This window comes from Mycolicibacter longobardus, from assembly GCF_002102265.1.
Classification (GTDB): domain Bacteria; phylum Actinomycetota; class Actinomycetes; order Mycobacteriales; family Mycobacteriaceae; genus Mycobacterium; species Mycobacterium longobardum.
In genome coordinates, this window is the sequence record NZ_LQPG01000039.1 from 1 (window position 1) to 12082 (window position 12082).

Consider the following 12082-nt stretch of genomic DNA (forward strand, 5'->3'; position numbering starts at 1 on the left):
ATGCGGGCCGTGCCCGGGGGGCTCGCTCGGCCCATTGTGGGGCGGGTCGGGGGGTTATACGGGCGACGATCGGGTGCCCGTCGGCACAGTTACAGACACAGTGACCTGCGGGTTTCTGTGTGTGTTCCGATGAGTCCGCGGGAATAGTCTCGTGGTTAACCTCGTCGGGGTCGGGGGCTGGTCCTGGCGTTAACCACTGCCACTGTGGCATCGACGTTGCCACGGCCCCATCAACGCCATTTCTAGGCCCCTGTACGCCCCTGAAAGGGCCTCACCCCGCCCCGGGCGGCCAGGCGTGTATCGGGAGCGGGAGCTAGCTGCCGCGTGTCGACCTAGGGCAGGGCTCAGCGGGACTGAGGCCGTCGACGCCTGCTGAGGGATCGCTTCCAGGAATGTGCCGACGGTTGCCGGCGGTGGCCAGTGCGTCGGTCGACCAGCTGTACGGGGCGGCTAATGGGAGGCGCCGTAGGCGGGGACTCCCGGGCGTTTGCTGCCACGCCGGCGGGCGCGCATGTTGCCCGGTAACTCCGGCGAGTAATTGACGCCGGTCCCACCAGAGCCTCTCCCCCGTCTCAATGCGGCAAGCCGGGTATCGGGTTGCGTCGCCGGGCTGCCGCACAGGCAGTCGCGCCGCTGTTGCGTGCGCGGTGCCACCCAGAGGGTGCGCACGGCTCGGCCGGTGCGGCGGGAATGGACGGTGGTTTGGGTTGCGTTCTCCGGGTGGGGCGCGGGTGTCCGTTGTCGTTCTATCTGAGGCAGGTGCGGGCGTCTGACCTGCGGTGCCTCAGTTCAAATGGCGATCCTGTTGCGGGTGGTTTGTCATCTAATCTGAGGTAAATGGGCCGGATCCTGGCCGCCTACGGGGAGGCGTGTTCGTCGGCGGCTCGCTGGCGTGGGGTATGGCCCTCGGGGGGTTCCGACCCGGCCGCTGGGACGTGCTTGGCGCCCCTGGTTTTCCTGGCCGGCGTTGCCGTGAACATGTACGCTCCTCGCGGCCACTAGCTTTCGGCCGCAATCGCCCGTCGCAGCGCGGTCAGTATGACGTCACGGCTGGGCAGATCCAACCGACAGACGTCACCCGTCGGCGGCCGATCGGGACGCATCACATCGGTGCCGTCAATCAGTATCGACGGTGACGGAAAGGGTCCGACCCGCTCAACGATCGCCGTGTTGATCCCGACCACGGCCAAACAGTCGACCAGCATTTCATGGGCCGTTGCCGCGTTCGGACAGCCCGGGCTGCTCAGAATCTCAATCCGCATCCCACGGTCTCCCAACACCCGTCATTAGCATCTCAGGTGGGTCAATTTTCGCGACCCGGTGACAGTTGCAGCCGGAGTTCGACGCGCCCGGTAGCTCGGCGATTTCGGGTACGCCGTGGCAGGCGCACTCCCTTGCGGCGAGTTCAAGCCGCGGCTCGCCGCTGCTGCGGTCGCAAAGTGTGCCGAGACGCGTCTATGCCGGCCATTTCTTGCGCCTGCTCGGCTGCGGTCTGCCCTAGCCGGACCAAATCCGCTCGCTCCTGGACCGAAAGCGGCTGTTCGCCAGCGACATCTGGCCGCTGGCCGTCACCGCTGCGGGCCTGGGACATCAGCCACCGCTCATCGCGCACCCATGTATGCAGCAGGCTCGTGTCCACGTTTAGCTGGCGGGCTACCTCAGCGACTCGCCGCTGCCCGTCGATCACCATGTGCGCGGCCGTGACTCGATACTGCGGGGTGAATGAGCGCCGATGTTGTGGCATACCTACTGGCTTCACGAATCCCACGTCGCGCTATCTGGGATGTCCACCATGTGGGCGGTCTGGGGCGATCCTTGTCGGGTGTGGCGGCCGAAGCGGCGTAGCCGCAGCGAGTTGGTGACCACGCTGACCGAGGAGAGCCCCATCGCCGCTCCCGCGATGATCGGGTTGAGCAGACCGAGTGCGGCTAGGGGGATCGCGGCGGTGTTGTAGCCGAAGGCCCAGCCAAGGTTCTGGTGGATGGTGCGCAGCGTCTGCCGGGAGAGCGCGATCGCCTCCACAACACCGTCGAGCCGGTCGGACATCAGCGTGATGTCGGAGGCCTCGATGGCCACGTCGGTGCCGGTGCCGATCGCGATGCCCAGATCGGCCTGCACCAGCGCGGGGGCGTCGTTGACGCCGTCGCCCACCATCGCGACCACCCGCCCCTGGTCTTGTAGCCGCTCGATTTCGGTGACCTTGTCCTGCGGCAGCACCTCAGCCAGGACGTGATCGATGCCGACCTGCGTGGCGATCGCGGCGGCCGTGCGGGCGTTGTCGCCGGTGATCATGGCGACCTGCAGGCCCATGGCTTGCAGTTGAGCGACCACGTCGGCGGCGTCGTCCTTGACCGTGTCAGCGACGGCGAGCACGCCCACAACGTGGTCGTCGCGGCCGACGAACACCGCGGTGCGGCCTTGCTCTTCGAGTTCGGCGGCCGCCGCAGAAAGGTGCTCAGGCAGAACCAAATCGTGATCGTCGACAAGTGTGCGACGTCCGACCAGCACGGTGCGGCCGTCGATCTGGGCCTGCACCCCGTGGCCGGCGAGGCTGGTGAACGCCGTCGTGGCCGGAATCTGCAACCCCAGCTCGCGCGCGGCCGCGACGATCGCTGTGCCGATGGGGTGCTCGGAGCCCGACTCGACCGCGGCGGCGATTCGCAGCACCAGATTGGGCTGGCGCCGCTTGCCGGCAATCACATCGGTGACCCGCATCTGGGCGCGGGTCAGCGTGCCGGTTTTGTCGAAGACCACGGTGTCGATCTTCTTCGAGGCTTCCATTACCTCGCCGCCTTTGACCAGGATCCCCAGTTCCGCGCCGCGGCCGGTGCCGACCGTGATCGCCGTCGGGGTGGCCAGGCCCAGCGCACAGGGGCACGCGATGATCAGCACCGCGACCGCGGCGGTCATACCGGCGACTGGGTTGGCGGCGATCAGCGTCCACCCGGCAAATGTCACCGCGGCAACCCCGACGACGGCCGGGACGAACACCGCCGAGACGCGGTCAGCCAGTCGCTGTACCGGCGCCTTGCCGCCCTGTGCCTGCTCGACCAGGCGCACAATCTGCGCCAGTGCGGTATCGGCGCCGACGGCGGTGGCGCGCACGGTCAGCAGCCCGTCGATGTTGACCGTCGCACCGGCAACACGGTCGCCCACCGATTTTTCGACCGGGACGGACTCGCCGGTCAGCATTGACTCATCGACGACGGCGCGCCCGTCGGTGATCTCGCCGTCGACCGGGATCTTCTCCCCAGGCCGTACCCGTACCAGGTCTCCGACTTGTACCTGATCAACCGGCACGAGAATTTCTTGCCCGCCGACGAGCAGGCAGGCTTCCTTGGCGCCCATCTCCAAAAGCTTGCCGATCGCCTCCGACGCCTTGCTCGTGGATCTGGCCTCGAAATAGCGACCCAGCACCACGAACGCAATGATCAGCGCCGCCGTCTCGAAGAACAGTGCGCCACCGGCGAACAACTCATACGTGGAGTAGCCGAATGCGGTCAATGTGCCCAGTGTGATCAGCGTGTCCATGTTGGCGCTTCCCGCCCGCGCCTGCTGCACCGCGCCGCGCAGGAACGGCCACCCGGCGACGAATTGCACCGGTACCGTCGCCGCGAACGCCAACCACCCCGCCCACGGATAGGCGCCGAACACCATCGTCGACACCGACGCCAGCAGCGCCAACGGCATGGCCAGCCACAACCGCCGCAACCAGTTCCGCTGCTCACGCCTGTTCAGTTCACCCGAGGACGCCGTGCCGCACGCACCGCCCTGTCCCTGCCCGCAGCCGCCACTACCCTCGGTGTCGCGCGGCGCGTCGCTATCGGGCCGGGCGCCCAGTAATCGGCGGAGTCCACCGATGGCCTTGCGCACCACCCCGGGGGTGCGCGCATCGCCGGAATGCGGGGCACGGGTGGGCACCAACTCTGCAGGGATGTGCTCGGCTACGCCGATCGCCGACAGCACCGCCGCGGTGTCGCAGCGCTGCGGCGAATACTGGATCACCACCGATGCCGTGCGCGGATAGGCCGTCACCGCCTGCACACCGGGCACCGTGGCCAGAGTCTCCTCGATCGCGACGGCCCGGACCGCATCGACATGAAATCCGGTGATGCGCAGCCGCATCCGCCCGGACGCGTCCGATACGACCGTCGCCGTGGCGTCGGCGGCCGGCAGGACCTCAGTCGTCATGGCCGTCGCCCGGGCTCGTCACGATCGCCGGTTCGGTGTCCTCTCCGGCGCGCTCTCGTGCCTCGGCAACCACGTCGGCGACCGTCAATCGGATCTGTTCCGTGTTCGTTTCGGCCGTGCGCTGCGCTTCGCGGGCGGCCCGGATGCCCCACGCGGTCACAGCAACGGTTGCCGTGCGCAACGGAACCTTCGCCACGGCCGTGCGCACTGCCTCATACGCCGCAACCCCCACCACCCCGGTTACCACCGTGGGCGCCGCCTTCATCAAGAACCCATGCCACGCCATACCAAGCACTCCCTTCCCGTCGTTGCACCGCCAAACGGTGACCAGTCGGCCACGGTCGCTGCGGAGCGACACGAACCCATCCTTGACCTTCCAGTACAGTGGAAGGTCAAGGATGGGTTCCATGCAGATCGGCGAACTAGCGAAACTCAGCAATACCAGCGCGAAAACCATTCGCTTCTACGAGAACGCGGGGCTGCTCCCGCCACCGGCACGCACGGCGTCGGGGTACCGCGACTACGGGCCCGAGGTCGTGGATCGGCTGCGGTTCATCCATCGGGGCCAAGCCGCCGGGCTGACCTTGCAGAAGGTGCGCCAAATCCTGGCGATCCACGACCGCGGTGAGGTGCCGTGCGGGCACGTGCAACAGGTCCTGCACACCCGTCTGGACCAAGTCCGCGCGCAGATCGCCGAACTGGTCGCCCTCGAAGGCCACCTGCAGACCCTTCTCGACCACGCGGCGCACGCCGCGCCCACCGAACATGACCAGTCCACGGTGTGCTGGATTCTGGAAAGCGACCTGGATGCCGACGCCACCGTCGGTCCCGGCCACTAGACCATGAACAGCACCGAAATGCGTGAGTGGTCATGGACTGATGCGTGGTTGCCGGCCGCCCTGCTGGGTGTGGCGGGGGTGGGCTGGTGGTGGTCAGTGGTCAGCATGACCGGCGACGCCATGTCTATGGACACCGAGCCAGGAATGCCCATGGAGACCGCGCCAATGATGTCGTTCGCCGGTTTCCTCATCGCGTGGGTGGCCATGATGGCCGCGATGATGCTTCCTGCGGTCCTGCCCGTCGTTCGCGCCTACGCCCGCGCCGCCACCGGCAGCGCCGCTCCAGCGATCGTCTTCGTCGCCGGATACCTGGCCCTGTGGAGCGCCACCGGGATCCCCGCCTTCTGGGCGTGGAGCCACCTCAACGGGCCACTGGCACACGGATCACCGTGGGTCGGCCGCCTGGCCGGCGCCATAGCGCTGGCCGCCGGGATCTATCAGCTCACGCCGCTGAAAGCAGCGTGCCTGCGGCACTGCTACTGGCCATTGTCGGTTTCCCCGCCGTGCGGCAAGTACCACGACAGCCCGGCCCGGGCGCTTCGTGCCGGTGGGCGCTACGGCGTCTTTTGTCTGGGCAGCTGCTGGATGCTGTTCGTAGTCATGATCGCCTTCGGCACCATGCAATTGGCGTGGATGCTGGCGCTCTCGGTGGTGATCTGGCTGGAGCGAGTCGCCTCCTTCGGCGATTGGCTCACGCGCGTCACGGGGGCGGTGCTCGTAATCCTTGGCGTTGTGCTGCTGGTGCACCCCGCGTTGGTCATCAACCTTGTCTAGCGAGGAGTTAAGTCATGACGACGACGACACAACCACGCACCCGCCCCTGCGCTTTAGCGGCGACATTTTGATCTGGCTGTCCGCTGTCGTTTGATCTGAGGCGCTGCTGGCCGTTTGACCTGCGGCGCCTCAGATCCGTGCGCTTGAGCACAGTATTGCGGGGTTGATCGAGGATGCCGGTGCTGCCTGCGTGAGCGGGTCCAGTGCCGAGTGCCCAGTTCTCGAAGAACTGACTGAACCGGCAGTGCGGCATTCGATTTGAACGCCAACGCATTGCCGTGTTCACGTCGGTTCCCGTGGGTTGGCTCTCTGAGTATGGTGTGCGGGGCAGGTGTCTGTCACGGGTACGCGCACGGGTCGACGATCGGGTTGTGGGGCTGCCGCGTCCGGAAGCCGGGGACGCCCCGATGCCCCGGCACGGTCTCCTAAGATCAGCAATCATGGTGGCGCGTTCAATCCTGTTATTCGTCCTGGCTGCGGTCGCCGAAATCGGCGGTGCCTGGCTTGTCTGGCAAGGCGTCCGCGAGCAACGTGGTTGGCTCTGGGCGGGACTCGGCGTCATCGCGCTAGGAATGTACGGGTTCGTCGCCACCCTGCAGCCCGATGCCCATTTCGGCCGGATCTTGGCCGCCTACGGCGGCGTATTCGTCGCCGGCTCGCTGGCGTGGGGCATGGCCCTCGACGGGTTCCGACCCGACCGTTGGGATGTGATCGGCGCCCTGGCCTGCCTGGTAGGCGTTGCCGTGATCATGTACGCCCCTCGCGGCCACTAGCTCAGCATCACGTGGCGGCCGGGCAGGCCCAAACCGACCCATCGGGGGCGGATCGGGACGCATCACCTCGGCCCCGCCGATCAGTATCGACGGTGACGGAGACGGGCCGGCACGCTCAGCGATCGCCGTATCGATCCCGGGTACGGCCAGACAGTCGACCAGCATTTCATGGGCCGTTGCCGCGTTGGATAACCCGGGGGGATCTCAGTGGCGCAACAGGTTTCGGTGACTGTGGGTTTGGGTTATGTAGTGGTGCCAGGTAGCAGTTCGGCGATCAGGGTCTGGACGCGGTTGGCGATGTCGTCGCGGATGGAGCGGACGACCTCAAGGGCTTGGCCGGCGGGGTCGGGCAGTTTCCAGTCCCGGTAGGTGACTCCCGGGAAGTATGGGCAGGTGTCTCCGCAGCCCATGGTGATCACGACGTCGCTGGCTTGCACCGTGTCGGCGGTGAGCACCGCGGGGCTGTTGGCTGTGATGTCGATGCCCAGTTCGGCCATCGCGGCAACGGCCGCCGGGTTGACTTGGTCGGCGGGTTCGGTGCCCGCGGAACGGACCTCGATGCGGCCACCGGACTGGTGGATCAGCAGTGCGGCCGCCATCTGGGAGCGACCGGCGTTGTGCACGCAGACGAACAGGACGCTGGGTTTGTCGGCCATCAGCGGGCACTGCGTGATTGGGACTCGGGTCCGAAGAGGCGGGTACGCAGCGCCAGGGACACGTAGACGAGTCCGACCAGCACCGGTACTTCGATGAGCGGGCCCACGACCCCGGCCAGGGCCTGCCCGGAGGTGGCGCCGTAGGTGGCGATCGCGACGGCAATCGCGAGTTCGAAGTTATTGCCGGCAGCGGTGAACGCCAACGTGGTGGTGCGCTCGTACCCGACGTTGAGGAGGGCGCCGAGCAGGTAGCCGCCGGCCCACATGATCGCGAAGTAGGCCAGCAGCGGCACCGCGATGCGGGCGACATCGAAAGGCCGGGAGGTGATCTGATCACCTTGAAGGGCAAACAGGATGACGATGGTGAACAGCAGTCCATAGAGTGCCCAGGGGCCGATGCGGGGCAGGAATTGCGACTCGTACCAGGTGCGGCCTTTGGCGCGTTCGCCTAGGCGGCGGGACAGGTACCCGGCCAACAGTGGGACGCCGAGGAAGATCAACACCGATTTGGCGATCTGCCACGGGGAGACCTCGATCCCGGTCTGGGACAGGCCCAGCCAGCCCGGCAGCACCGACAGGTAAAACCAGCCCAGCGCGGCGAACATGAGAACCTGAAAGATCGAGTTCAACGCGACCAGCACTGCGGCGGCCTCGCGGTCCCCGCAGGCCAGGTCGTTCCAGATGATGACCATGGCGATGCAGCGGGCCAGCCCGACGATGATCAACCCGGTGCGGTATTCGGGCAGATCGGGAAGTAGCAGCCACGCCAGGGCAAACATCACCGCCGGCCCGATCAGCCAGTTCAACACCAGCGAGGACGCCAGCAGTTTGCGGTCGGCGGTGACCTCGCCGAGCTGGTCGTAGCGGACTTTGGCCAGCACCGGATACATCATCACCAACAGCCCAAGGGCGATGGGCAGCGAGACTCCGTCGACCTCAATGGCACTTAGGCCCGCGCCCAGGCCGGGCACCAGCCGCCCCAGCAGCAGGCCGGCGGCCATCGCTACCCCGATCCATACCGGCAAGAGCCGGTCCAGGGTGGACAGCTTGGCGGCCACTGCGGGTGCAGCAGTCGATATGGCGGTGTCACTCATGAGGTTTCTCTCCCGTGGCGCGAGCGGCGTACCGCTTCACTGGCAGCTGTCAACGTGAGGTGGGTCGGGGCGCGGTGGCGCGGTCGTTCGCTGCGGCTGTCTCAATCAGACGATGCGGCGGGTTTGGTGGCGTGGATGATCGCGCCGTGCATCCCTTCGGCCACCTGGTGGGTGAACGTGACCGTGGCATCGGTGAACCCGGCCGCGGCCAGTCCGTCGAGGTACTCCTGGCGGGACAGCGCTCCGGCGATGCAGCCGACGTAGGAGCCGCGTTCGGCGCGCTCGGCCGAACTGAGGTGGTCTTCGGCGACGACGTCGGAGATCCCGATCCGCCCGCCGGGGACCAGCACCCGGAACATCTCGGCGATCACGGCCGGTTTGTCGGCGGACAGGTTGATCACGCAGTTGGAGATCACCACATCGACGGCGGCATCGGGCAGCGGGATGTCTTCGATGGTGCCCTTGCGGAACTCGACGTTGGTGACACCGGCCTTGGCTCGGAATTCTTCGGCGTTCCGCCTCGCCAAGGCCAGCATCTCGTCGGTCATGTCGACGCCGTAAGCAAACCCGTCCGGGCCGACCCGGCGCGCCGACAACAAAACGTCGATCCCGCCGCCAGAACCCAGGTCAAGCACCCGCTCTCCGGGGTGCAAGTCAGCGACCGCGGTCGGGTTACCGCAACCCAGGCTGGCCGCAACCGCTTCAGCGGGAATCTCGGAGTGCTCGTCGTCGCCGTAGAGACCGGCGCCGAAGATGGTCCCGATATCGGCTGAGTCGCTGGACCCGCAGCAGCTCGCGGCGGTCAGCACATCGCTGTTGGTAGCGCCCCCGCTGATCGCGGTGGCGGCGGCGCCGTAGCTGGCCCGGACCTGATCACGCAGCTCATTGTGTTCGGCGGTCATCGCACCTACTCTTTCCATCGACAGACATCTATGTGAGCAGTGTGCGGGAAACATCGATGACTGTCAATGCGTGTGTCATACTGGGGCCATGCCCGCCGCGATCGCCTCCCCGACCGAACGCGATGACTCGTTGCTGGTCGCTGACGTTGCGGCGTGCTGCAGCCCGATCACCGACGGCGTACTCGACGCGGCCGCCGCCGAGCGGCTGGCCGGCGTGCTCAAGGCGCTGGCCGAACCGACCCGGCTACGGCTTGTGTCAATGATCGCGGGCCATGAGGGCGCCGAGGCGTGTGTATGCGACCTGACCGCTACTGTGGGGCTATCCCAGCCGACGGTGTCGCATCACCTCAAGATCCTGGTCGAGGCCGGCCTGCTCGACCGAACCCAGCGCGGCAAGTGGGCGTACTACCGGCTGGTGCCCGCGGCCCTGGATGCGCTCGGCGGGGTGTTTGTTGTCCGTTGTCGTTGTGGCTGAGGCAGCGCTTGAGGGCCTGACCTGCGATGCCTCGGATTCAGTGACGGCCGCCGCTACCTTGAGTTGTCCTGCCGCCGGGTGTCTCGTGCTGGCCCCGCAAGAGGCGTTATGCGTCCGGCGCGTACGCCGTTGGCGATGACGACGACTTCGGCAAGCTCGTGCACCAGTACGACCGTGGCCAGGCCGAGGGTTCCGAACATCGCCAGCGGCATGAGCACGGTGATGATGCCCAGGGAGAGTCCGACGTTTTGCACCATGATCTGCCGGGAGCGTCGAGCATGTGCTAGTGCGTGGGGCAGGTGCCGCAGGTCTTGGCCCATCAGGGCGACGTCGGCGGTTTCGATCGCGACATCGGTTCCCATGGCGCCCATCGCGATTCCCAGGTCGGCGGCGGCCAGGGCCGGAGCATCGTTGACGCCGTCGCCGACCATCGCGGTGGGCCGGTGAGCGCCCAGTTCTGCGATCAGGTGAGCCTTGTCCTCGGGGCGCAGTTCGGCATAGACGTGCTCGATGCCGGCTTGGGCGGCGAGCGCCGCCGCGGTGGCGTGATTGTCGCCGGTGAGCATCGTCACCTGGTAGCCGCCGGCACGTAGCGCGGTGATGACCTCGGGAGCTTCTGGGCGTAGTTCGTCGCGCACGGCGATGGCACCGAGCAGCCGGTCATCGCGTTCTACGAGCACCGCTGTGGCCCCGGCTTGTTGCATGTGCGCTACGTGATCGGCGAGGTCGGCGGGGTCGATCCAGCCGGGCCGGCCCAGCCGGATGGCTTGCCCGTCGAGGTGGCCGGTCAGCCCAGCTCCGGCAACGGCGTGCACGTCACTCGCGGCGGCCACCGGCGCTTGGGTAGCGGCCAGGACGGCCGCGGCCAGCGGGTGTTCACTGCGGGTTTCCAGCGCGGCCGCGACCGCCAGCACCTCTTCGCGGGTGGCGTCGTTGGTGGTGGCGATGTCGATGACGGTGGGCCGGTTGGCGGTCAAAGTTCCGGTTTTGTCCAGCGCGATCCCACTGATGGTGCCCAGGGCTTCCAGCGCGGCACCGCCCTTGATCAGTACCCCGATCTTCGAGGCGGCACCGACTGCCGCCACGACGGTCACCGGCACGGCGATGGCGAGCGCGCACGGGGACGCGGCGACGAGCACCACCAGAGCGCGTTCGATCCACACCAGCGGGTTACCGAAGATGCTGCCCGTCCCGGCGATCAGCGCCCCGGCGATCATGATGCCCGGCACCAACGGCTGCGCGATCCGATCGGCCAGGCGCTGGCTGGCGCCCTTGCGGGCCTGTTCGGCTTCCACGATCTGCACGATTCGCGCCAACGAGTTGTCCTCAACGGTCGCGGTGACCTCCACCTGCAGCACTCCGGACCCGTTGATCGACCCGGCGAACACCTCATCACCGGGTCCGGCCTCTACCGGCACCGATTCGCCGGTAATCGCCGAGACGTCCAGGGCGGTGCGCCCGGCAACAATGATGCCGTCGGTGGCCAGGCGTTCCCCGGGTTTGACAATCATCTGATCACCGACGCGCAGTTCGGCTGCGGCCACCACGGTTTCGACACCTGCGCGCAAGACCGTGGCCTGATCCGGCACCAGCGCCAGCAGAGCACGCAGGCCGCGGCGGGTACGGGCCACCGCGTATTCCTCCAAACCCTCGCTGATGGAGAACAAAAACGCCAGCATCGCGGCCTCGCCGACCTGACCGAGTCCAACAGCGCCGAGCGCGGCGATCGTCATCAACGTGCCGACACCGACACGGCCCTCGGTCAGTCGCCTAACGGTTGAGGGCACGAACGTCGAAGCGCCCACCGCGAGCGCCACGACTTTCAATCCCAACGCCACCGGCCCGAATGGAGTCAGCCACGCCGTCACCAGTGAGGCTGTCAGCACCACCCCGGAGAACGCGGCCCGCCGCAGCTTGACAACGCCCCACAGCCGCTCCGACTCAGGGTGGCTGTCGTCGTGGTCGCAGCAGCCATCGCTTCGTTGCACTGGTCGTTGTGAAACCCTGTCAGCTTGCTCGCCGGATAGCGTCCGCTCGCTCCAGTCGAGGATTCTCTGCACCACACCGGGGTTGCCTCCCTCGACCGAGTGCGGCGCCCGGGCGGGCACCGACTCGGCAGGGATGTGCTCGGCGGCGGCGATCGCCGACAAAATGGCAGCGGTGTCGCAGCGCTCGGGTGAATACCAGACCACCACGGAAGCCGTGCGCGGATACGCGCGGACCGCATCCACACCAGCCACCGTGGCGACCGAGTCCTCGATCGCGACAGCCCGCACCGCGTCGAACCGAAACCAGTTAGCACGCACCCGTATTCGTCGCGCACCCGCAGACACGACAACCAGCGCGGCCCCGTGATCGGAGGAAACCTCAGCAGTAGG

The 12082-nt window shown here is 67.2% G+C and carries 10 protein-coding genes and 2 pseudogenes; 5 read left to right on the plus strand and 7 right to left on the minus strand.

Annotated elements, in window-relative coordinates; all coding sequences use genetic code 11:
- Positions 1-840 precede the first annotated feature (840 nt).
- Positions 841-1002, plus strand: a pseudogene (locus AWC16_RS25350) (YnfA family protein); the annotation flags it as partial.
- Here the strand turns inward: AWC16_RS25350 and AWC16_RS19000 are convergent.
- The 4 genes from AWC16_RS19000 to AWC16_RS19015 all read right to left on the minus strand — a co-directional run bounded on the left by AWC16_RS19000 (position 999) and on the right by AWC16_RS19015 (position 4477).
- Positions 999-1262 carry a hypothetical protein gene (locus AWC16_RS19000; RefSeq protein WP_007172605.1) on the minus strand — a complete coding sequence of 88 codons (264 nt, stop codon included), beginning with the start codon at positions 1260-1262 and terminating at the stop codon, positions 999-1001. The pseudogene AWC16_RS25350 and the gene AWC16_RS19000 overlap by 4 nt on opposite strands.
- A 143-nt stretch (positions 1263-1405) precedes the next feature.
- Positions 1406-1744 (minus strand): transposase, encoded by a 339-nt coding sequence (locus AWC16_RS25795; protein ID WP_033718757.1) that lies wholly within the window; start codon positions 1742-1744, stop codon positions 1406-1408.
- Between the two features lie 11 nt (positions 1745-1755).
- Entirely contained in the window at positions 1756-4125 is a 2370-nt protein-coding gene (locus AWC16_RS19010; RefSeq protein WP_109561506.1) for a copper-translocating P-type ATPase, read from the minus strand.
- A 55-nt stretch (positions 4126-4180) separates the two neighbouring features.
- Positions 4181-4477, minus strand: a complete 297-nt coding sequence (locus AWC16_RS19015) for a DUF1490 family protein (protein WP_033718771.1) — start codon at positions 4475-4477, stop codon at positions 4181-4183.
- Positions 4478-4598: 121 nt separating this feature from the next.
- Between AWC16_RS19015 and AWC16_RS19020 the strand changes: the two genes are divergently transcribed.
- The 3 genes from AWC16_RS19020 to AWC16_RS19030 all read left to right on the plus strand — a co-directional run bounded on the left by AWC16_RS19020 (position 4599) and on the right by AWC16_RS19030 (position 6577).
- Positions 4599-5030 carry a heavy metal-responsive transcriptional regulator gene (locus AWC16_RS19020; RefSeq protein WP_007170246.1) on the plus strand — a complete coding sequence of 144 codons (432 nt, stop codon included), beginning with the start codon at positions 4599-4601 and terminating at the stop codon, positions 5028-5030.
- 3 nt (positions 5031-5033) lie between these two features.
- Positions 5034-5804 (plus strand): DUF2182 domain-containing protein, encoded by a 771-nt coding sequence (locus AWC16_RS19025; RefSeq protein WP_007170247.1) that lies wholly within the window; start codon positions 5034-5036, stop codon positions 5802-5804.
- Positions 5805-6244: 440 nt separating this feature from the next.
- Positions 6245-6577 (plus strand): YnfA family protein, encoded by a 333-nt coding sequence (locus AWC16_RS19030; RefSeq protein WP_007170248.1) that lies wholly within the window; start codon positions 6245-6247, stop codon positions 6575-6577.
- A gap of 242 nt (positions 6578-6819) precedes the next feature.
- Here the strand turns inward: AWC16_RS19030 and arsB are convergent.
- Positions 6820-8327 (minus strand): annotated as a pseudogene (gene arsB / locus AWC16_RS19045) (ACR3 family arsenite efflux transporter).
- Between the two features lie 101 nt (positions 8328-8428).
- The gene (gene arsM, locus AWC16_RS19050; RefSeq protein WP_007170251.1) at positions 8429-9229 is read right to left on the minus strand and encodes an arsenite methyltransferase; all 801 of its coding nucleotides are present in this window, start codon (positions 9227-9229) and stop codon (positions 8429-8431) included.
- Between the two features lie 88 nt (positions 9230-9317).
- On the opposite strand from arsM, the gene AWC16_RS19055 reads away from it, so the two are divergent.
- On the plus strand, positions 9318-9704 hold the full coding sequence (locus AWC16_RS19055; RefSeq protein ID WP_007170252.1) for an ArsR/SmtB family transcription factor: 387 nt from the start codon (positions 9318-9320) through the stop codon (positions 9702-9704).
- A 53-nt stretch (positions 9705-9757) separates the two neighbouring features.
- Here the strand turns inward: AWC16_RS19055 and AWC16_RS19060 are convergent, their stop codons facing one another.
- On the minus strand, positions 9758-12046 hold the full coding sequence (locus tag AWC16_RS19060) for a heavy metal translocating P-type ATPase (protein ID WP_033718775.1): 2289 nt from the start codon (positions 12044-12046) through the stop codon (positions 9758-9760).
- Positions 12047-12082 lie beyond the last annotated feature (36 nt).